Source organism: Paracoccus sp. J56, from assembly GCF_019633685.1.
In the GTDB taxonomy this organism is placed as follows: domain Bacteria; phylum Pseudomonadota; class Alphaproteobacteria; order Rhodobacterales; family Rhodobacteraceae; genus Paracoccus; species Paracoccus kondratievae.
The window spans coordinates 25,723-46,080 of the sequence record NZ_JAFL01000020.1; the positions used below are offsets into that span (position 1 = coordinate 25,723).

A 20,358-nucleotide genomic window follows, 5' to 3' on the forward strand; every position below is an offset into this window, starting at 1 on the left:
ATAAATCCTTTTTTATCAATTATCTAATGAGGCTTTAACGGCAGATATAATAGCCGGGCGGTCCAGCTTGCCGCTGGCAGTACGCGGCATCATCCCCTGCCAGGTATGATGGCGCTGCGGACGCATGTAATGGGGCATGGCACGGGCACAATGCGCGGCAAGTGCTGTTTCGTCGCCCTGTGGCAGGTAGCTGACAACCGCATGGACCGCCTGCCCAAGATCGGCATCCTCGACCCCAAAGGCGACGACATCACTGACCAGTCCGCTTTGTGAGATTGCGTCCTCGACCTCGGTCGGGGATAGGCGAAAGCCCAGCGTCTTGATCATCTCGTCCATGCGGCTGACAAACCACATATCCCCGTCCTCATCGACGCGAACCAGATCGCCCGACCAGACCACCGGCTCATCGCCAAGAATATGGGCAAGTTCGGGGCATGGGCGGATCTTTTGGGTGGTGATTTCGGGTTTTTCCCAATAACCCATGCTGACCAGCGGGCCGGCGTGAACCAGCTCTCCCTGCTCTCCGGGGCCGGCGATGCCTTCGCCATGCTTGATCGCAAAGACGCGCGCATTGGGGATCTGCTGACCGATCGAGCCCATTTTGGCCGCGAAACGTTCCGGCGGCAGGTAGGTCGAGCGGAACGCCTCGGTCAGCCCATACATCAGATAGATATCCGCGCCCGGAAACACCTGGGGCAAAAGTTCCAGGATGTTCGGGGGGATCTTGCCGCCGGTATTGGTGATCCGCCGCAGCGCGGGCAAAGCGGTCGGCCGGCCGGCCAGCAGCCGCACGATCTGGTTCCACAAGGGAGGCACGCCGGCGATACCGGTCACCGCCTCGGCCGCGGCCATGCGGATGATCTCGGCCGGCATGGTCAGCGGTTGATGAACGACGGTGCCGCCCGTCAGCATCATTGTCGTCAACTGGTTCAGCCCTGCATCGAAACTGTAGGGCAGGACGGAAAGCAGCCGGTCGCTTTCGTCAAGTTTCAGATATTGTGCAACCGAGATCGCGCCGACGCGAATATTGCGATGGCTCAGCATCACACCTTTGGGCGCACCTGTCGAACCCGAGGTGTAGATGATCATCGCCAATCCGCGCGGATCGCATTCGTCGGGCGCAGAGGCCCTGTCAGCGGCAGGCGCCGCCCAGGGGTCCGCGCCCTGGACAAGGCCCTCGGCCTTGCCCTGAACCAGATAGGCCGTGCCCTCGGGCAAGGCGTTTTCACCCGTCAGCGCGTCAAGCACGTTGCGGGACAGGATGACTGCCCGTGCCCTGCTGTCGCGGGCAACATAAGCCAGTTGCGCAGGCGTCCAGCGGATGTTCACATTGACGACCACGGCGCCCATTTTCCATGCGCCGAACATGGCCGCGACCTCGTCGATGCCCTTGCGCAGATGCACGATGACCCGGTCACCTGGACGGATACCTCGCGCACCAAGCCAGTCGGCAATGCATCCGGCCTCGGCCGCAAGCTCGGCATAGGTGACAGAGCGGCCGCGATCCACCGCAGCGATCTTGCCTGCGCGATGCGGCAGATTATCGGCCATGAGGGACCACATGCTGCGGTCGAAATCCTTACTCATCGGCCGGCGCCTTCTTTCGCGCCGCAAAGATCGGCAGGCTGGGATAGATCTTGGCAGGTGAGCCGATGACAACAGAATCAGAGGGCACATTGGCGGTCACCGCAGTATTCGCCCCGATGCGCACCCGGTCGCCGATGGTGATCGGCCCCAGCACACAGGAATTCACCCCGATAAAGACGTCATCCCCGATGACAGGTGCACCCGGCCCCATGTTGGTGCCGATGGTGACATTGTGCATCACCCCACAGCGGTCACCGATGACCACATCGGGATGGATCGACAGCGAACCCTCGGCATGGATGATGTGAAAATCGGCGCCAAGCCTGACCTGCGGCGGGATCCAGACCTTGGTTACGTTCAGGATCAGCATGCGCATCAGCGCATAGGGTTTGGTAGCCAGCCAGCGCAGCGGGGGATTTTTGATCCCGATGGCCCAACGTCCGTATCTGTAAATGGCCAGAGAGACAAAGGCCGGCTCGGTCAGCGAACTGCCGTGTCGTCTGTAATCGTCCCTGAGGGTCTTAAACATCGCGGCGCACTTGCCAATGAAAATTTGGAACAATCCGTATTCCGGACCCATATTCCCATTGGCCGCCCCGGCTCAACCTGACGTTTAGGACGAGTTTTTGGACCTTTTGTCCTCTATCAGGTCCATCGTGCGCTGAATCTGGTCCCATCCGATCCGATAGCCGCTTGCAGTCCCGGAGCCGACCACCATCGCATAATGCTGCTGCCAGCAATCGGTCAGCAGTTTTAGCGAGGTCGTCACCCGATCTGCGGGCTGAAGGGTCAAAAGCGTGCCACGCGGTGCCATGGCGATGACACCATGGGCAAGCTGGCTGCCCTCGACCCCGACAACCATCTGTGCCGCACCGCAGGCCTCGGCCATATCGTCGGCGCTGTGGCGGTCGATATAAAGCGTGCGGAAACCATATTCCGTCTCGAACCGCTCGGCGATCTCGGCCTCATTTTCAAGGATACGGGCATCCCCGCTGGCGCCGCGAAAGATAAAGACCCCCGGCAGGGGCGTAAGCTTGCGCCCATTCAACAAGCGGGCACGGTTTTCCTGTGCCCTGGCGCGGCGATTGCTGTTGTTTTTCAGATCGTCAAACAGGATCAGCTCGTCAAAATGGACATTTCCAATGCGCCGGGGCGACATGCCCAAAAGCTCTTCATAACGGGCGGTATGGCCGCCGCGCGCGGGGGCCGAGGTGACAGGGTTGCCCGCCGCCTCGGCCAGTCGATAGGCAAGGCAGTCGTTCAGAAGCCAGTTCCCGAACCAGCGGTTGCCGATCCAGCTTTCATAAAGCGCACCGCCAAGGTTTTCGCGCGGCTTTGGATAAATCATGCCCGAGCGGCGACGTTGGCGCAGGTGACGCTCGGCCCCGCGGGCGTAAAGGACGCCATCAACAAAATCGACGTCACGAAAGCGATAGGCCATGGTCGGCGCGGTGTGTTCGGCCGGATTGCCCTGCATCTGGGCCAGAATGTCCGGCAGGCCGCCGAATTCTGTCTGGGCGATATGGTCAATCTGGTCGGGCAGCCAGATGCCCGGCAGAATCTCAACATCTTCGGCCGGGCAGATCTCCCAGCGCTCGATGGCGGTGTCAAAGAATTCCGCCAGGTCCAGACCGGCAAGGCGGCGCAGGCGGTTATGGATCGGTCTGAGCGAGGGCATGAAGGCTCGGATCTGGCTGGATTTTAGGAAAGTTTAGGGACGAACGGGACAAGCGCAAGGCAGATCAGCCGCCTTGAGCTGTATCCTTGAGGGCTGCGAGCAACGCCTCGGCAATCATCGCGTGATCGCTGGCAGACGGATGCCACAGGCAGGCGTTGCGCTGTGGCTTGTCCAGAACCACCAGGCGGTTCGCAATACCCCTTTCGTCTAGCAATGCTGCAGCACGGTGATGGGCCTCGACCAGCTCGGGGCCGTATTCGCCAAAACCCAGCAGCACCACCAGCGCACCGGGATTTTCCTGCGCACGCGCGCGCGCAAAATCGGCCAGCGCCGGGCCAAAGTCGCGGGCAAGATCACTGTTGTCCGTCCAACGCTCCTGTGGATCCAGAGGCGAGCCAAAAACATTCGAGCCAAGCCCGATCACGATGATATCGGCCGGTCGCTGGGGCAGGGCAGGCGCCTGTGGGTCTGCGGGCAGAGCAAGGGGATAGAGCTGCCCCATGGTCCGTTCCGGATCAGCACCACCGTAATTGCGCAAAAGACCGATGCCAGAACGTGCGATGATACGGTAATCTGCGCCCAGCGCGCGCGCCACTTGCGGGCCAAAGCTGCGACTGGTGTCCGTGGCTGCGTAAATCTCATCCTCAGTGCAATCACGGCGCTCGGCGGTATTGGCAAAACCGACGGTGTCGGAATCACCGATAAATTCGATCAGCCGGGGTGCGGGTTCAGGCGGGGCAAGATCACGGCCCGCGTCATTTATGAAAAACCCGCCGAAAAGCGCAGGTCCCGGCGATTCGCTGATCTTTTCGGCGCGGATCTCGTGGCGGCCGGGCTTAATCCCTTCAATCAACAGGTCACGCAGTCCGGGGCGCGAGATTTCGACCGCTGAGCCGTCAATGTCGACCCGCCAGCGACTAAGCGAATCGTCAAAGCGCAAGCTGACGGAAGTCCCCTCGAATCGAGCGACGGCGTGAAATGCAGGCCATTCGTGACGATAGCCGCCATCAGGACCGGGCGCCGCTCGGCCGGTAATTGCGGCGGGCAACGGGCCAAGGTTTTGCTGCCAAGGCACCAGCCGCGCGCTGAAGGCCGTGTTTTCAGCCAGAGCGATCTGTGGCACCGGGGTCACGGGTCGGGCCGGACAGGGCCGCACGTAAAGGGCGACGATGGCGATCAGTACGCTGCAGGCAAGGCCGATAACGACCTCTCTGGTCCACCCTGATCGCATGATTGCCCGCCTGTTAAAACCGCCCCGATCCTTAGCGGAGCGGAGCGGTTTGTCATCTTGGCGAATTGGTGAGCATCCAGGGCCCTATGACAGGCCGCCGGTTGTTATTTTGCGGCGTCAAAGACCGGCTGATAGATCTCTTTCAGCCGTGCCACCGCCTCTTGCGGGGACAGTTCGACCGACTGGCCGTTGCGGCGCGAGGTCAGCTCAACCTTGTTTGCGGCAAGGCCGCGCGGGCCGACGGTAATGCGCCAGGGCAGGCCGATCAGGTCCATCGTGGCGAATTTTGCGCCCGCACGTTCATCCCGGTCGTCGTAAAGCGGGTCGAAACCCTGCGATTTCAGCTCTTTGTAAAGCGCCTCACATGCGCTGTCCGTCGAGGCATCGCCCTGCTTGAGGTTGACGATCCCGACGTGGAAGGGGGTCACGCCCTCGGGCCAGATAATGCCCTTGTCGTCATGGCTGGCCTCGATGATCGCGCCAAGAAGGCGGCTTACGCCGATCCCGTGCGAACCCATATGCACCGGAACGCGCTGACCATCGGGACCAACCACGGTCGCCCCCATCGGCTCGGAGTATTTGGTGCCAAAGTAGAAGATCTGGCCCACCTCGATACCGCGCGCGACGCGCCGCCGCTCGGCCGGGATCTGGTTGAACAGCGCCTCGTCATGGGTTTCATCGGTGCGGGCGTAGCGGCTGGTGAACTCTTCCAGCACTGCCTGACACTGCTCGACGCTGTCATAATCAATGTCGCGGCTGCCGAATTTCAGATCGGTGATCTCGCTGTCATAAAAGACCTCGGATTCGCCGGTTTCGGCCAGTACCAGAAACTCATGGGTGTAATCGCCGCCGATCGGGCCACCATCGGCCCGCATCGGGATCGCCTGCAGGCCCATACGCTCATAGGTGCGCAGATAGCTGACCAAATGGCGGTTATAGGCGTGCAGCGCGTCTTCCCTGGTCAGGTCAAAGTTGTAACCGTCTTTCATCAGGAATTCGCGCCCGCGCATGACGCCAAAGCGCGGCCGGATCTCGTCGCGGAACTTCCACTGGACGTGGTACAGCGTCAGGGGCAGATCCTTGTAGCTGTTCACATGGGCGCGAAAGATATCGGTGATCATCTCTTCGTTCGTGGGCCCGTAAAGCAGGTCACGCTTATGGCGGTCCTTGATGCGCAGCATCTCTTCGCCATAATCGTCATAGCGGCCGGATTCGCGCCACAGGTCAGCCGACTGCAGAGTCGGCATCAGCATGGCGATATGTCCGGCGCGGGCCTGTTCCTCGTGCACGATCTGCTCGATGCGGCGCAGCACCCGATAACCCATTGGCAGCCAGGAATAGATGCCCGCCGCCTGCTGTTTAATCATGCCGGCGCGCAGCATCAGCCTGTGGCTGACAATCTGGGCCTCTTTGGGGTCTTCTTTGAGAACGGGCATGAAATAGCGCGACAGACGCATGGCAGGTTCCTCATCATGGGCCGGCACGAGTTAGCGCAGAGCACATCGCGGAGCAACGCCTTCCTTGCAACCGGCCTAAGGACCGTTCACATAGAAAAGCGGAAAACGCGAGGACGGGAGCCGAGGGATCATGCCACTACGGGTGCAGAAACAGGTCCTTTATTGGGGCGGCGCATTTCTGGTACTGCTCATCACGCTGTGGCTACTGGGCAATGCCATCATGCCCTTTATTCTGGGTGCGGCGGTTGCCTATCTGTTCGATCCCCTTGCCGATCGGCTTGAGCGGTTAGGGCTGTCGCGCACCACCGCGGTCGTGCTGTTGACGCTTTGCGGCCTTATTCTGGTCGTCGCATTGTTCTTGCTGCTGATGCCGGTCCTTGTGCGGCAGACGACTGCGCTGATCGATACAGCACCCGAAATGTTCGGGCAGCTGCAGCAATTCCTGATGCGGCGTTTCCCCGAAGTCTTTACCGAAGGGAACCCCGTCAACACCGCGCTTGGCAACATCGGCGAAAAAGTCAGTGAGCGCGGGGGCGAGCTGGTCAGCACGGTGCTGGGCTCGGTCATGGGGGTGGTCAGTGTCCTGATGCTGATCGTCATCGTGCCGGTCGTCGCCTTTTACCTGCTGCTCGACTGGGACAACATGGTCGACCGGCTGGACGAGTTGTTGCCGCGCGAACATGCCGCGACCATCCGCAAACTTGGGCATGAGATCGACGAGGCGCTGTCGGGCTTTGTGCGCGGGCAGGGCATGGTGATCCTGATTCTCGGCACCTTCTATTCGGTCTGCCTTGGTCTGATCGGCCTGCCGTTCGGGGTCGCCATCGGGGTGATCGCCGCCTCGCTTTCCTTTATTCCTTATGTGGGCGTGCTGGTCGGCGGCGCGACCGCCATCGGTGTGGCCCTGTTTTCTTTCTGGGGTGAGCCCTTCTGGATCGGGGCGGTGATCGCCGTTTTCGTCCTCGGCCAGATCGTCGAGGGGAACTACCTTCAGCCCAAGATTGTCGGCGGCCATGTCGGGTTGCATCCGGTCTGGCTGATGCTCGCCCTGACCGTTTTCGGCTCGCTCTTTGGTTTTGTCGGCCTGCTGGTCGCGGTACCCGCGGCGGCCGCGCTTGGCGTTTTGGTCCGCTTTTCTGTCGGGCGCTATAAGGAAAGCGCGCTTTATACAGGTCGCGATGTACCAGCTCCGCCCGCACCGCCCATGCTGGTCGAGATGGTGCCGCGTGGCACGACAGAACGCGCCCGCCAACTTGCCCAGCTTTCACGCGACGTGACGCTGGCGCAGCTGCAGCGCGACGAACATCTGGCCGATCTGCTGGATGAATATCTGCATCGTCAGAAAAAGGGCCAGGTTCCCGATTTTACGGGCCCGCCTTCACCAGCCGAGCTGCGGATCAAGGCGCGGGAATTCCGACAGGAAAAGGGCGACTGAACAGTGGCCAGACAATTGACCCTGGATCTGACGATGCCACCGGCCTCGTCCCGCGACGATTTTCTGATCACTGCGGCAAATCGCGACGCGCTGGCCATGCTGGATGCGCCCGAGCAGTGGCCTCAGGGTCGGCTGCTGCTGATCGGTGGGGCGGGGTCGGGCAAATCGCATCTGGCAGGGTTCTGGGTTGCCGAACACGATGCCTTTTTGTGTCACGGCTGGGCGCTGACCCCCGAAAATGTCGATGAGATGATCCGCCCCGGCGCGGCTCTGGTGGTCGAGGATGCGCATGAAATCGGCGGCAATCCTGCAGCGGAACAGGGGCTTTTCCACCTGTGGAACCTTGTGGGCGCGCGGCAGGGTCTGTTGCTTGTCACAGCACGCAGTGCCCCGCGCGATTGGGGACTGGTGCTGCCCGACCTGCGTTCGCGGCTTGATACGGCGGCGCAGGCTATCCTCGGGCCGCCTGATGACGCGCTGCTGCCTGCGGTGCTGGTGAAACTGTTTGCCGACCGGCAGATCCAGGTCTCGCCCGAGGTGGTGGACTGGCTTGCCCTGCGGATGGAACGCGACCTTGATCTGGCGCGGCGGCTGGTTGCTGCCATCGACCGCGAATCCCTCGCAGATCGTCGCGCCATCACGCGTCGTCTGGCGGCCGAGCTGCTGGACAAGCTGTCCCCGGCCGACGCATGATCCGCCGGTATCCCTTAGCGATCCGCGACATGACCCAAGCCGATTTTCTCAAGTCTCCGTTTCCTGCTCCACGCCAGATTCCCGAAGGCACGCCCGAAGGGCCGTCGCGCTTTTTCAACCGCGAGATAAGCTGGCTGGCCTTTAACTGGCGCGTGCTGGATGAGGCGCGAAATCCACGGGTTCCGCTGCTTGAGCGGCTGCGGTTCCTGTCGATCTCGGCCACCAATCTTGACGAATTCTATACCGTCCGGGTGGCTGGCCTGCGTGAGCTGGTGCGCGAGGGTAACACGACGCTGTCCGACGACGGCCTGACCTCGGCAGAACAGCTGGCACTGGTCAACTCGGACGCGCGGCGGCTGATGAGCGCGCAGCAGGCGGTCTGGAACGGGCTGCGCCGCGAGATGGAACAGGCCGATATCACCATCCTGTCGCGTGGCCGCGTCACCCGCGCCGAAGAAGAATTTCTGCGCCGGCATTTCATGGACCAGGTCTTTCCAGTACTTTCTCCGCTGGCCATCGACCCGGCCCATCCGTTCCCGTTCATACCGAACCTTGGCTTTTCGCTGGCACTGGAACTGGCACGGGAAAGCGACGGACGGCAGATGCAGGCGCTGTTACCCATCCCGCAACAGGTGGCGCGCTTTGTCGCCCTGCCGGGGGGCAAACGCTTCCTGAGGCTGGAGGATCTGCTGCTTATGCATCTGCCAAGCCTGTTTCCGGGCTATCGCGACATCGGCCATTGCGCCTTTCGCGTGCTGCGCGACAGCGATCTTGAGGTCGAAGAAGAGGCCGAGGATCTGGTGCGCGAATTCGAGACGGCACTGAAACGCCGCCGCCGGGGCAGCGTGATCCGGCTGAAGATCACCTCGGGTGCCCCGGATCGTCTGCGCCGCTCGATCATGCAAGAGCTGAACGTGAACCCCGAAGAGGTGGTCGAGGTGGAAGGCCTGCTTGGCATGGCCGATCTGCATGAGCTGGTGCTTGATTCGCGCCGCGACCTGCAATGGCCGACCTTTACCTCTCGTGTGCCTGAGCGGGTACAGGACCATGACGGCGACATGTTCGCGGCCATCCGGCAAAAGGACATGCTGCTGCACCACCCCTATGAAACCTTTGATATGGTGGTGCGGTTTCTTGCGCAGGCCGCACGCGATCCGAATGTGCTGGCGATCAAGCAGACGCTTTACCGTACCTCGCGCGACAGCCCTATCGTGGACGCGCTGTGCGAGGCAGCCGAATCTGGCAAATCGGTGACGGCGCTGGTCGAGCTGAAGGCGCGTTTTGACGAGGCAGCGAACATCCGCCAATCACGACGGCTGGAACGGGCGGGCGCGCATGTCGTCTATGGCTTCATGCAATACAAAACCCATGCCAAGATCAGCACCGTGGTCCGGCGCGAAGGCGACCAACTGGTCACTTACTGTCATTTTGGAACCGGCAACTATCACCCGATTACGGCGCGGGTCTATACGGACCTTTCCCTTTTCACCTGTGATCCCGCGCTGGGGCGCGACGCCTCCAAGGTGTTTAATTTCCTGTCGGGCTATGTTCAGCCCGAGGGGCTGGAAAACATTGCCATTTCGCCCATCGACCTCAAGGAACGGCTGCTTGAACTGATCGCCCGCGAAACCGAATTCGCCCGCCGCGGCCGCCCCGCGGCGATCTGGGCCAAGATGAACAGCCTGATCGAAAAAGACGTGATCGAGGCGCTGTATGCCGCCAGCCAGGCAGGGGTCAAAATCAACCTTGTCATACGCGGCATCTGCGGGCTGCGCCCCGGGATCGCCGGGCTATCCGAAAATATCCGGGTCAAGTCGATCGTCGGGCGGTTCCTTGAACATTCCCGCATCGTCTGTTTCGGCAATGGCTTTGGCCTGCCGTCCAAAAAAGCGCGGGTTTTCATCAGCTCGGCAGACTGGATGGGTCGGAACCTGTCGCGCCGGGTCGAAGCGATGGTCGAATGTTTCAACGAAACCGTAAAGGCCCAGATCACCAGCCAGATCATGGCCGCCAATATGGCGGATGAGGCGCAAAGCTGGCTTTTGCAGCCTGACGGTCGCTATTTGCGTTATCTGCCTGCCGGGCGTGACGATCTGTTTTCCTGTCACAAATTCTTTATGGAAAACCCGTCATTGTCCGGGCGGGGCTCCGCCGGTGCACGTGACGTTCCGGCTTTGATGCACTCGATGGATTGACGCAGCGCGGCAATTGCCCCATCCAAAACGCGCCCGGCGTGGTAACGGAATCGAGAGGACCCCCGATGAACGGCATCATGACCGCAAGCGGAGAAACCATCGAACCCTTTGGACGCTCGCTGTTTGAGCGTGCTTCGGAAAGGGCGCTTAGCCGGGTTGGCGTGGTCGATGTCGGCTCGAACTCGATTCGCATGGTGGTTTTTGACGGTGCCGCCCGCTCACCGGCCTATTTCTATAACGAAAAGGTCATGGCGGGGTTGGGACAGGGACTAGCCACTACCGGGCGGCTGAACCCCGACGGCGTACGTCGCGCCATGTCGGCACTGCGCCGCTTTGCTGTGCTGGCCGACAGCATGGGGATCAAACCGCTGACCTGCGTGGCCACCGCCGCGGTACGCGAAGCCGAGGACGGCCCCGCATTTCGCAAGGCGGTCGAAAAAGAAACCGGGCTGAAACTCTGGGTCATCGACGGCGAAGAAGAGGCGCGGTTGTCAGCGCAAGGGGTGCTTTTGGGCTGGCCCGACGCCAAGGGCCTTGTCTGTGACATCGGCGGCAACTCGATGGAGCTTGCCGAGGTCAAGGATGGCAAGGTGGGTCGGCGCATCTCGACCCCGCTTGGTCCCTTTCGGCTGCAACAGGTCAAGGGCGGAGCCTCGGGCCTGCGCGACCATATCCGTGACACGATCGAGCAGGCGGCCGAGCATCTTGGCCGTGATGCCGGGCAGATCTATCTGGTCGGCGGTTCGTGGCGCGCCATCGCCCGGCTGGATATGGAGCGGGCGAAATATCCGATGACCGTCCTGCATGAATACCGCATGTCGCCCGACGCAGTATATGAGACGGTGAAATGGATCAGCGGGAAAAGCGTATCCGAGATGCGCTCTATGACCGGCATTTCGCAAAGCCGGCTTGAGCTTGTGCCTCTGGCCAGCCTTGCCTTGCGCCAGCTGGTGCAAAGCTTGCAGCCGAAATCGCTGGCGGTGTCCTCATACGGCATCCGCGAGGGGCTGCTGTATGAACAGATGCCCGCCGGGCTGCGTTCGCGCGATCCGCTGATCGAAGCGGCGCGCTTTGCCGAAAGGCAGATGGCGCGGATGCCGGGCTTTGGCAAAAAGCTATACCACTTTCTTGAACCGATCTTTGTCGATCTGCCGCCTGAACGCGACCGGCTGATCAAGGCCGCCTGTCTTTTGCATGACACGACCTGGCGCACCCACCCTGATTACCGGGCGGACGCCTGTTTCGACAACGTGACCCGGGCAAACATGGCGGCGCTGTCCCATCCCGAGCGGGTGTTTCTGGGCCTGTCGTTGCTGCACCGCTATAAAAACAGCCGCGCGAACTCTCCCATGGCGCCCCTTTTTGCGCTGCTTTCGGAAAAAGAGATCCGAGAGGCCGAGGTTCTGGGTAAGGCCATGCGCTTTGGCGCCATGTTCTCGGTCAAGGACCCGGCCGAGGCAGGCACGCTGAAACTGCAGCGCAAGAAAAAGCAGCTGGAGCTGAAACTGACGCGTATCGGGCGCGCCCTGATGGGCGAGGTGGCTGAGGCGCGTTTCCGCACGCTGGCCGAGGCGATGGGCGTGACCCCGGTCGTCACCGGCGACTGAACCGGGGTACTTGAGCGCCCCCACCGATGTCAGGGATGCGCGACGGGACGCCTCAGGCGCCCCAGGTCCGTTCAAGCACGTTCAGCCAGTTCTTCCAGGCGATCTTTTCGACCAGTTCGCGGCCATAGCCATGGTCAAGCATCGCCCCGGTCAGGTTCTGCAAGGCAGAGGCATCGGCCAAGTCCTCGGGCATGTCAGCGCCGTCGAAATCCGAACCCAGCGCCACGCCATCCTCGCCCAGAATGCTCAGCAGATGGTCAAGGTGGCGCAGCATGATTTCAAACCCGTGCATCGGATCGCGGCGCCCTTCGGGGTGCAGGAACCCAACGGCGAAATTCAGGCCGACCAGCCCCTTTGTATCAGCGATCACTTGCAACTGCCGGTCGGTCAGGTTGCGCGAACTGGCCGCGACAGCATGGGCGCAGCTATGGCTGGCGACCAACGGCGCATCCGAAAGCGCGGCGATATCATCAAAGCCCTTTTCGTTCAGATGCGACAGATCCAGCATGATGCGCAGCTGATTGCATTCGCGCACCAGCGCCTTGCCCGCATCGGTCAAGCCCGGCCCGGTATCCGGCGAAGAGGGAAAGGCAAAGGGCACTCCATGCCCATAACGCGTCGGGCGTGACCAGACCGGCCCCAGCGAACGAAGGCCCATCGCATGCCACACATGCAGGGCATCCATATCCGTGACCGGCTCGGCACCCTCGATATGCAGAATAGCGGCAACACGACCCTCGGCCATGGCGGTGCGGATATCAGCAGCAGTCTTGCAGATCGACAGGGTGCCGGTCCGCTCCATCGCCATCAGCTGGCCGGCCTGGGCAATAGCATGGGGCAGGGCGTCATCGGCCGCGATTTCGGGCGGAAGGCCCAGCGAAAAGGGTGGGTTCTTTTTCAGCATCGCCGCCAATGCGTCATCAGGACCGGACGGAGAAGGCGTCCAGATGGCAAAGAAACCGCCAGCGAAACCGCCAGCCTTCATGCGGGGCAGGTCAAGATGCCCCTCGCCATTACCTTCCAGCCACAGACGGTCGCGCTCCGGTCCGGCGGCCACCATGCGCTGCAAGAAATCATTATGTCCGTCAAAGACCGGAATCATCGCTTATCCTTTCGCTCGGGCAGCGCCAACATGACGCGGCACGAAAACCGCTGCAACCTCGCACGGTTCGCCGTAAGCTCAGGTTGTGAACACGAAAAAGGGAGAGCCAGGCCATGACCCGCATCGACAAGGAGTTTTCCGGCCAGACCGTGATCTGCACCTTTGATGTGTCGCCCGGCACGGCGCATGATGTGCTGGAGGCGCTGTCACAGGCCTATGATCAGGTCATCAGCCGCCAGCCCGGTTATGTCTCGGGTGCGATCCATCTGAACGACGCCCAGACCCGGATCTGTACCTATTCGCAATGGCAGGACCGGCGCGACTATCAGGCTATGCTGCGCACCCCCGAAATGCGTGAGCGTAACCGTACAATCCACGCCATGTGCCGCCATTTCGAACCGGTGATGTATGAAGTTGTCGAAACCTGGGCCAGTTGATCCGCCAGGAATGCTGCACCTGCGAAAAAGCCGTGCATCATCTGCGCAGACCCCCTAATCTGGCGGGAAAGACGGGCGATTTTCGGGACGGAGCGGCGTCATGGCAGGACGGATCATCACCATAGCTCAGCAAAAGGGCGGGTCAGGCAAGACCACCATTGCGGTCAATCTGGCCGTGGCCTTACGGGCGCGCGGCCATTCGGTGGCGCTGCTTGACACCGACCCGCAGGGCAGCCTTGGCCGCTGGTTTCTTGAGCGGCTGGAGCGGCTGGGCGAGGATGAGGCGCTGGAATTCTCGACCTCGTCCGCCTGGGGGGCAAGCTACGAATCCGAAAAGCTGAAAAAGCGGTTTGATTTCGTCATTATCGACACCCCGCCAAAGATTGACAGCGATCTGCGTCCGGCGCTGCGGGTGGCCGATCTGGTGCTGGTGCCGGTGGCGACCAGCCATGTCGACCTGTGGGCGACCGAAGGGGTTCTGGATCTGGCCCGCCGCGAAAAATGCGACACGCTGATCGTGCTGAACCGGACCCGCCCACAGGCACGCCTGACCGCCGAGGTGGCCGAAGGGGCGGCCGCGCTGGAAGTTGAGGTGGCCGGGGCACGGCTTGGCAACCGCGTTGCCTATGCCGAGGCCCTGGGCAAGGGGCTGGGCGCTGGCGAGGTCGCACGCAATACCGCCGCCCGCACCGAGCTCGATACCCTGACCGAAGAGGTTTTGTCCATTTTGCGCTGAAACCGGCCGATCCTTGCGGGGGCAATGAAACCTTTTGCGGTTCGGGGCGTTATCTGCCCACAAGCCCTACAATAGACGAGGTCAAGATGAAGCTGTCGTTTTCCATTGCCGTTCTGGCGACGCCGCTTGCCTTGGCTGCGTGCACGCCGGAAACCGCACCCCCTGATGAGCCGCCCGAAACCGCAGCCGCCAGCGATCCCTGCGGCGCGGCGCGCTATAGTCATCTCATTGGCCAGACTTCCCCAACGATCACCGTGCCCGAAGGGCAGATGTATCGCATCGCCCGCGAAGGCCAGCCGATGACAATGGAGCTGATCCAGGACCGCCTGACCTTTATCGTAGACAAGCGCGGCAAGCTCATGTCGGTGAGCTGCAGCTAGAGCAAAGACTCACCAGTTAACGGTGGCGACGAGAGCGCTTGTTGCCACCGCGTTGCCCGGCGCGCCCAGCGGTTGACCGTCCCGAGGATTTGACCGCCGCCTCGGCCGCCTCTTCGACAGCGGATTGCCGCGCCAGAGGATCGTCCGAAATCGCAAGCTCTACTGCTTCGAGCCGTTTCACCTCATCACGCAGCCGCGCGGCCTCTTCGAATTCCAGGTTTTCGGCAGCCTTGCGCATCTGTGCCCGCAACGCATCAAGATGGGCGGCCAGGTTAGAGCCGACCATAGGTTTATCCACCTTGGCCGTGATGCGCGACTGATCGGTGTCGCCCTGCCACAACCCGGCCAGAACATCCTCGACGTTCTTTTTGACCGTCTGGGGCGTGATGCCATGGGTCTCGTTATAAGCGATCTGTTTCTTGCGACGACGCTCGGTCTCGGCAAGGGCGCGCTCCATGCTGCCCGTGATACGGTCGGCATACATGATGACGCGCCCCTCGGCGTTGCGCGCCGCCCGGCCAATCGTCTGGACCAGCGAGGTTTCCGAACGCAGAAAGCCCTCTTTATCGGCATCGAGAATAGCAACCAGCCCGCATTCGGGAATGTCCAGTCCCTCGCGTAAAAGGTTGATGCCGATCAGTACGTCAAAGGCACCAAGGCGCAGGTCGCGTAGAATTTCGATACGTTCGATCGTGTCGATATCGCTGTGCATGTAGCGCACGCGGATGCCCTGTTCATGCATATATTCGGTCAGATCCTCTGCCATGCGCTTGGTCAGCGTGGTGACCAGCGTGCGATAGCCGCTGGCGGTGACCTTGCGCACCTCGTCCAGCAAATCGTCGACCTGCATTTCGACCGGCCGGATCTCGACCTCGGGGTCCAGCAGGCCGGTGGGGCGGATGACCTGTTCGACAAAGACACCGCCGGTCTGGTCCATCTCCCATTGTGCGGGGGTGGCGCTGACAAAGACCGATTGCGGGCGCATCGCGTCCCATTCCTCGAACTTCAGGGGCCGGTTGTCCATGCACGAGGGCAGGCGGAAACCATGCTCGGCCAGCGTGAACTTGCGGCGGAAGTCACCGCGGTACATGCCGCCGATCTGGGGCACGCTGACATGGGATTCATCGGCAAAGACGATTGCGTTGTCGGGGATGAACTCAAACAGCGTCGGCGGCGGCTCACCCGGGGCGCGACCGGTCAGATAGCGCGAATAGTTCTCAATCCCGTTACAAGTCCCCGTCGCCTCAAGCATTTCCAGGTCAAAGTTTGTGCGTTGTTCAAGCCGCTGGGCCTCAAGCAGTTTGCCTTCATCAGTCAACTGTTTCAGCCGCGTTTGAAGTTCTGCCCGTATCCCTTTGACAGCTTGCTGCAAAGTCGGGCGCGGCGTCACATAGTGGCTGTTTGCATAGATACGGATCTGTTTGAAGCTGTCAGTTCTGGCACCGGTCAGCGGATCGAATTCCGTAATGGATTCAAGCTCATTCCCGAAAAAGTCAAAGCGCCACGCCCGATCTTCGAGGTGTGCAGGCCAGACCTCGATCACATCGCCCCGCACCCGGAAACCGCCGCGCTGGAAAGCTGCGTCAAGGCGACGGTATTGCTGTGCAACCAGCTCGGCCAGGAACTGACGCTGATCATAGGATTGCCCGACGACAAGATCTTGCGTCATCGCCGAATAAGTCTCGACCGAGCCGATACCATAGATGCAGGAAACCGAGGCAACGATGATCACATCATCCCGCTCTAACAGCGCACGGGTGGCCGAATGGCGCATCCGGTCGATGGCCTCGTTGATCTGCGATTCTTTCTCGATATAGGTGTCCGAGCGCGGCACATAGGCCTCGGGCTGGTAATAGTCGTAGTAACTGACAAAATATTCGACGGCATTTTCAGGAAAAAATCCTTTGAACTCGCCGTAAAGCTGCGCCGCCAGCGTCTTGTTCGGTGCCAGAATGATTGCCGGGCGCTGCGTCGCCTCGATCACCTTGGCCATGGTAAAGGTCTTGCCGGTACCGGTTGCCCCCAGCAGAACCTGATCGCGCTCACCATCCTGGACGCCGCGCACCAGCTCGGCGATGGCGGTAGGCTGGTCCCCGGCGGGCTGGAACTCGGAATGCATGACAAACCGCTTGCCACCTTCCAGCTTGGGCCGGGTCACTTCGGGAAAGCGTGCGACGGGGGCGTTGGTGTTGTTGTGACCCATGGTTTCACCTTTGTTCCTGCCATGGGTAATCTGGCGCATTCGCGCCACGATGCAACCCCGGCAAGGGAATATCCTGTCACAAGCCCGCTGGCGCGGCGGTAAATCGCATGTCGGGCATCTTGAATGCGCGCAGCGCATCGGGGATAAGACAGGCAAGCAAGAACAGAGGGTTCCCGCCATGCGAGTTCGCATCTACAAGCCTGCGCGCAATGCCATGCAATCCGGCACGGCACGCACCAAGGAATGGCTTCTGGTCTTTCCGCCCGCCGAAGCGCGCGAGATTGATCCGCTGATGGGCTGGACCAGCAGCGACGACACGCAAAGCCAGGTCCGCCTGCGTTTTGAAACCCGCAAGCAGGCCGAGGATTACGCCCGCGAAAACGGGCTGGAATATGAGGTGGTCGAGCCGCATACCCGCGCGCCGAACATCCGTCCGCGTGGCTATGGCGAAAACTTTGCCAATGAGCGCCGCGCCCCCTGGACGCATTGAACCGCGCCCATTCTGAATGATAAAAGCCGAAGGCCTGCAGCCTTCGGCTTTTATCATTCATGGAGCAGGTGCTTCAGACGGTATCGAGGTAAAGTTCAACCGTCTCGTCATCCGACAGCTCGGCCATGTAGTGCAGTTCTTGCCGCTTGGTCATGACAAGATTTTCGATCAGATGGGCAGGAAAGATACGCCGGATCTCGGATGAGGCGGCAAAGGCATCAATGGCCGAACCCCAAGTGCCCGGCAGTTGCTCAAGCCCCTGTTCATAGGCATTGCCCTTGATCGGCGGCGGCGGCTCAACCTTGTCTTCGATCCCGTTCAGCGCAGCGCCCAGAACCGCTGCGACAGTCAGGTAGGGGTTCACATCGCCCCCGGCCACGCGATGCTCGATCCGCCGCGCCTTGGGGCCGGAAGAGGGGATACGAATGGCCGAGGTCCGGTTTTCATAGGCCCAGCCGATCCCGGTCGGCGCATGGGCATTCGGCACCAGCCGGTCATAGCTGTTTTCATGCGGGGCAAAGACCAGAGTCGAGCCGGGCATTGCCGCAAGACAGCCCGCAACTGCATGGCGCAGCACCTCGGATCCTTCTTCACCGCCGTTGTCAAAGACGTTGCGGCCCTGCGCATCCAGTACCGAGAAATGCATATGCATCCCCGAGCCGTTCCATTCCTCATAGGGTTTGGCCATGAATGAGCCGGCAAAGCCGTAGCGTCGCGCCAGCCCCTTGACCAACAGCTTGAATAGCCAAGCGTCATCGGCTGCCTTCAGCGGATCGGCCTGATGCATCAGGTTGATTTCAAATTGCCCCGGCGCGGCCTCGGAAATAGCCGTGTCGGCGGGGATGTCCATCGCCTCACAAGCTTCGTAAAGCGCGGTAAAAAAGCGATCGAAAGCGTCAAGCGCACGCAGAGACAGCGTCTCGGCCCCGGTGCGACGCTTGCCAGAGCGCGGACTGGGCGGTACCCGCAGTTGCCCACCGGAATCGTCGATCAGAAAGAACTCAAGCTCGGTCGCCACCACCGGCGTCAGCCCGGCGGCCTTGTAGCGATCAACGACCCGAGCCAGCGCCTGACGGGGATCACCCTCATAGGGGCGGCCGTCAAGATGGAACATCCAGATCGGCAAAAGGCCGGTCGGCGCCTCAAGCCACGGCATGGGCATGAAGCCACGCTCGGTCGGCAACAGCAGCCCGTCGGGGTCACCGGCCTGAAAGACCAGCGGGCTGTCCTCGATATCCTCGCCCCAGATGTCCATGTTCAGGACAGAAAAGGGGAATTTCGTGCCTTCGGTCAGGATCTTGTCGGCAAAACGCGCCGGGATGCGCTTGCCGCGGGCAACGCCGTTGAGGTCGGCCGCAGCCACTCGGATAGTCCTGACGTCGGGATGCTCACGCAACCATTCCATGATTCACCTGATAAGATTGGGCCTGTAGCGGATCTTTTTCGTCGCCCCGGGCAGATGGCGGTTCAGTCTGCGGTTCACGATGCCAAACAGCCCGATCAGGCATACGGTCAGCAAAACGAAATAAACCGCCACGATCGGGTAAGCGATGAAGGGGTTGAAGGTTTTGTCAGCAAAGTAGCTGGCATAATACAGCGCATCGCCACGTTGCTGATAGGCTGGAAAGCCCGAAAAGAACACCAGCGTCGTGGCATGGAACAGAAAGATCGCCTCGTTGGTATAGGCAGGCCAGGCAAGCCGCATGGCGGTCGGCCAGACCACCCGGCGATAACGGGTCCAGCCGGTCATGCCATAGGCATCAGCTGCCTCAAGCTCGCCCTTGGGCAGGTTGCGCAGCGCGCCGTAAAAGATCTCGGCCGAATAGGCGGCGGTGTTCAGCACCAGAACCAGCAGCGCACCGGCCCATGCCCGCGTCATCCACGAAGTCTCGACCGTGATGCCAAACACGTCAATACCGGCACGCGGCAGTTTGACGAGCATTTCATAGGCCAGAAAGAACTGGATAAAGAGCGGGCTGCCGCGAAAGATAAAGATGAACCACTCGGCCGGTTTTCTGATCAATCGGCTGTGGCTGGTCCGCGCCACGGCCAGAAGGTTGGCGAGGAAGAATCCGATAAACAGCGCCAGCGCCGCAAAATAGACGTTCCAGATCAGCCCCGAGCCGATCAGGGTGAATTGTTCGCAAAGGGTGAACTCGCCCCGCGGCAGCAGCCGCTCACCGATGCCGATGGCACGCAGCCCGTAGTTCTGAATGGTTTGCAGACATTCGTTCATGTGGCGGCCTTTCGCATCGCCTCTCCGGCGGCGGTGGCCTGACCTCGCGACAGCCGGGCGCGGATGCGGTCAAAGATCCGCTCGGATCCCCAGGTCATCAGCAGATAAAAGACCAGGATGCCGAGGAAGTAATAAAGCCGCCAATCCGGGTGCGGATAGGCATAGACCCGGGTCTTGGCCGCGCCCAGCTCACGCGCCCAATAGACGATATCTTCAACCCCCAGCACGAAAAGAAGCGGCGTGGCCTTGATCAGGATCATCCACAGATTGGCAAGGCCGGGCAGGGCATAGGTCCACATCTGCGGGATCAGAATGCGCCGGTTCACCTGTCCGGGGCTCATGCCGTAAGCCTCGGCCGTCTCAAGCTGGGCGCGAGGCACGGCATTCATCGCCCCGTAAAGCACATTGGCGGCAAAAGCGCCAAAAACCACGGCAAAGGCAATCACGGCAAGAAAGATGCCATAGGCCTGATGCACCCATTCCGGCGAAGTCGAAAGCGGCAGCTTGGCCGCCGAGCAAACGATGAATTCATTGCCGTGCCTGACCGGAACCGTCGGGTCGCAATAAATGCGCGAGCGCAGCCATTCAAAGGCCTGATCCAGTGCGATCGGCACGAAAAGAAAGAAGATGATGTCGGGCACACCACGCACCATCGACGTATAGATCCGCCCAAACCAGCGGATCGGCGCGATGCGCGACCGCGAGGCCATGGCTCCGCCAAAGCCGAACAGCAGCGCCACAGGTGCAGTAATCGCCAGCAACAGCAGGACCGTGCCGAAGGAGAGATAGAAAAGCAGGTGCTTGCCCGAGGCCAGATAGCACATCAGCCAGGCAAGTCCTTCCAGCGATTTGGGATCGGCGCAGGACGCGAACATGGATCACCCGGAATGC

18 protein-coding genes are annotated in these 20,358 nt (G+C 61.2%); 8 read left to right on the forward strand and 10 right to left on the reverse strand.

The features are described 5' to 3' along the window. Window positions 1–15 precede the first annotated feature (15 nt). From M511_RS14210 to proS, 5 genes are all read right to left on the reverse strand, one after another. Entirely contained in the window at window positions 16–1,587 is a 1,572-nt protein-coding gene (locus tag M511_RS14210; RefSeq protein ID WP_085502537.1) for an AMP-binding protein, read from the reverse strand. Further along, the gene (locus M511_RS14215; RefSeq protein ID WP_240547644.1) at window positions 1,580–2,116 is read right to left on the reverse strand and encodes a serine O-acetyltransferase; all 537 of its coding nucleotides are present in this window, start codon (window positions 2,114–2,116) and stop codon (window positions 1,580–1,582) included. The genes M511_RS14210 and M511_RS14215 overlap by 8 nt, the downstream gene beginning before the upstream one ends. Before the next feature lie 84 nt (window positions 2,117–2,200). Beyond that, complete coding sequence (locus tag M511_RS14220; RefSeq protein WP_085502539.1) at window positions 2,201–3,265, reverse strand: glycosyltransferase family 61 protein; 1,065 nt, start codon at window positions 3,263–3,265, stop codon at window positions 2,201–2,203. A gap of 64 nt (window positions 3,266–3,329) precedes the next feature. Further along, window positions 3,330–4,496, reverse strand: a complete 1,167-nt coding sequence (locus M511_RS14225; protein ID WP_085502540.1) for an SGNH/GDSL hydrolase family protein — start codon at window positions 4,494–4,496, stop codon at window positions 3,330–3,332. Between the two features lie 104 nt (window positions 4,497–4,600). Next, entirely contained in the window at window positions 4,601–5,953 is a 1,353-nt protein-coding gene (gene proS, locus M511_RS14230; RefSeq protein ID WP_010394998.1) for a proline--tRNA ligase, read from the reverse strand. Window positions 5,954–6,083: 130 nt separating this feature from the next. Here proS and M511_RS14235 point away from each other — a divergent pair, with 130 nt between their 5' ends. The 4 genes from M511_RS14235 (at window position 6,084) to M511_RS14250 (ending at window position 11,883) form a co-directional block, all read left to right on the forward strand. Beyond that, entirely contained in the window at window positions 6,084–7,388 is a 1,305-nt protein-coding gene (locus M511_RS14235) for an AI-2E family transporter (RefSeq protein WP_085502541.1), read from the forward strand. Between the two features lie 3 nt (window positions 7,389–7,391). Then, the gene (locus tag M511_RS14240) at window positions 7,392–8,081 is read left to right on the forward strand and encodes a P-loop NTPase family protein (RefSeq protein ID WP_010395002.1); all 690 of its coding nucleotides are present in this window, start codon (window positions 7,392–7,394) and stop codon (window positions 8,079–8,081) included. 29 nt (window positions 8,082–8,110) lie between these two features. Continuing rightward, complete coding sequence (locus M511_RS14245) at window positions 8,111–10,276, forward strand: RNA degradosome polyphosphate kinase (protein WP_029371790.1); 2,166 nt, start codon at window positions 8,111–8,113, stop codon at window positions 10,274–10,276. Between the two features lie 65 nt (window positions 10,277–10,341). Then, entirely contained in the window at window positions 10,342–11,883 is a 1,542-nt protein-coding gene (locus M511_RS14250) for a Ppx/GppA family phosphatase (RefSeq protein ID WP_010395008.1), read from the forward strand. A gap of 52 nt (window positions 11,884–11,935) precedes the next feature. Here the strand turns inward: M511_RS14250 and M511_RS14255 are convergent, their stop codons facing one another. Further along, window positions 11,936–12,985, reverse strand: a complete 1,050-nt coding sequence (locus tag M511_RS14255; protein ID WP_010395010.1) for a dipeptidase — start codon at window positions 12,983–12,985, stop codon at window positions 11,936–11,938. A 113-nt stretch (window positions 12,986–13,098) separates the two neighbouring features. Here M511_RS14255 and M511_RS14260 point away from each other — a divergent pair, with 113 nt between their 5' ends. The 3 genes from M511_RS14260 (at window position 13,099) to M511_RS14270 (ending at window position 14,538) form a co-directional block, all read left to right on the forward strand. Next, on the forward strand, window positions 13,099–13,422 hold the full coding sequence (locus M511_RS14260; RefSeq protein WP_010395012.1) for an antibiotic biosynthesis monooxygenase family protein: 324 nt from the start codon (window positions 13,099–13,101) through the stop codon (window positions 13,420–13,422). 100 nt (window positions 13,423–13,522) lie between these two features. Beyond that, on the forward strand, window positions 13,523–14,158 hold the full coding sequence (gene parA / locus M511_RS14265) for a ParA family partition ATPase (protein WP_085502542.1): 636 nt from the start codon (window positions 13,523–13,525) through the stop codon (window positions 14,156–14,158). 86 nt (window positions 14,159–14,244) lie between these two features. After that, window positions 14,245–14,538 carry an I78 family peptidase inhibitor gene (locus M511_RS14270; RefSeq protein WP_010395017.1) on the forward strand — a complete coding sequence of 98 codons (294 nt, stop codon included), beginning with the start codon at window positions 14,245–14,247 and terminating at the stop codon, window positions 14,536–14,538. Window positions 14,539–14,554: 16 nt separating this feature from the next. Here M511_RS14270 and uvrB read toward each other — a convergent pair whose 3' ends face one another. Then, window positions 14,555–16,741: an excinuclease ABC subunit UvrB gene (gene uvrB / locus M511_RS14275; protein WP_010395020.1), complete on the reverse strand. Its 2,187-nt coding sequence runs from the start codon at window positions 16,739–16,741 to the stop codon at window positions 14,555–14,557. 178 nt (window positions 16,742–16,919) lie between these two features. Here uvrB and M511_RS14280 point away from each other — a divergent pair, with 178 nt between their 5' ends. Continuing rightward, window positions 16,920–17,231: an ETC complex I subunit gene (locus tag M511_RS14280; protein WP_010395022.1), complete on the forward strand. Its 312-nt coding sequence runs from the start codon at window positions 16,920–16,922 to the stop codon at window positions 17,229–17,231. Between the two features lie 73 nt (window positions 17,232–17,304). On the opposite strand, the gene M511_RS14285 is transcribed toward M511_RS14280, so the two are convergent. From M511_RS14285 to M511_RS14295, 3 genes are read right to left on the reverse strand one after another with little or no spacing between them, the layout of a single operon-like run. Then, on the reverse strand, window positions 17,305–18,639 hold the full coding sequence (locus M511_RS14285) for a glutamine synthetase family protein (RefSeq protein ID WP_029371792.1): 1,335 nt from the start codon (window positions 18,637–18,639) through the stop codon (window positions 17,305–17,307). Then, complete coding sequence (locus M511_RS14290; protein ID WP_085502543.1) at window positions 18,640–19,467, reverse strand: ABC transporter permease; 828 nt, start codon at window positions 19,465–19,467, stop codon at window positions 18,640–18,642. Continuing rightward, the gene (locus M511_RS14295) at window positions 19,464–20,342 is read right to left on the reverse strand and encodes an ABC transporter permease (RefSeq protein WP_010395029.1); all 879 of its coding nucleotides are present in this window, start codon (window positions 20,340–20,342) and stop codon (window positions 19,464–19,466) included. The genes M511_RS14290 and M511_RS14295 overlap by 4 nt, the downstream gene beginning before the upstream one ends. Window positions 20,343–20,358 lie beyond the last annotated feature (16 nt).

Coding starts and splice junctions, on each gene's coding strand:
- M511_RS14270 (WP_010395017.1), top strand. CDS start 14,245: ATGAAGCTGTCGTTTTCCATTGCCGTTCTGGCGACGCCGCTTGCCTTG.
- uvrB (WP_010395020.1), bottom strand. CDS start 16,741: ATGGGTCACAACAACACCAACGCCCCCGTCGCACGCTTTCCCGAAGTG.
- parA (WP_085502542.1), top strand. CDS start 13,523: ATGGCAGGACGGATCATCACCATAGCTCAGCAAAAGGGCGGGTCAGGC.
- M511_RS14235 (WP_085502541.1), top strand. CDS start 6,084: ATGCCACTACGGGTGCAGAAACAGGTCCTTTATTGGGGCGGCGCATTT.
- M511_RS14225 (WP_085502540.1), bottom strand. CDS start 4,496: ATGCGATCAGGGTGGACCAGAGAGGTCGTTATCGGCCTTGCCTGCAGC.
- M511_RS14245 (WP_029371790.1), top strand. CDS start 8,111: ATGACCCAAGCCGATTTTCTCAAGTCTCCGTTTCCTGCTCCACGCCAG.
- M511_RS14220 (WP_085502539.1), bottom strand. CDS start 3,265: ATGCCCTCGCTCAGACCGATCCATAACCGCCTGCGCCGCCTTGCCGGT.
- M511_RS14290 (WP_085502543.1), bottom strand. CDS start 19,467: ATGAACGAATGTCTGCAAACCATTCAGAACTACGGGCTGCGTGCCATC.
- M511_RS14295 (WP_010395029.1), bottom strand. CDS start 20,342: ATGTTCGCGTCCTGCGCCGATCCCAAATCGCTGGAAGGACTTGCCTGG.
- M511_RS14255 (WP_010395010.1), bottom strand. CDS start 12,985: ATGATTCCGGTCTTTGACGGACATAATGATTTCTTGCAGCGCATGGTG.
- M511_RS14215 (WP_240547644.1), bottom strand. CDS start 2,116: ATGTTTAAGACCCTCAGGGACGATTACAGACGACACGGCAGTTCGCTG.
- proS (WP_010394998.1), bottom strand. CDS start 5,953: ATGCGTCTGTCGCGCTATTTCATGCCCGTTCTCAAAGAAGACCCCAAA.
- M511_RS14280 (WP_010395022.1), top strand. CDS start 16,920: ATGCGAGTTCGCATCTACAAGCCTGCGCGCAATGCCATGCAATCCGGC.
- M511_RS14260 (WP_010395012.1), top strand. CDS start 13,099: ATGACCCGCATCGACAAGGAGTTTTCCGGCCAGACCGTGATCTGCACC.
- M511_RS14210 (WP_085502537.1), bottom strand. CDS start 1,587: ATGAGTAAGGATTTCGACCGCAGCATGTGGTCCCTCATGGCCGATAAT.
- M511_RS14250 (WP_010395008.1), top strand. CDS start 10,342: ATGAACGGCATCATGACCGCAAGCGGAGAAACCATCGAACCCTTTGGA.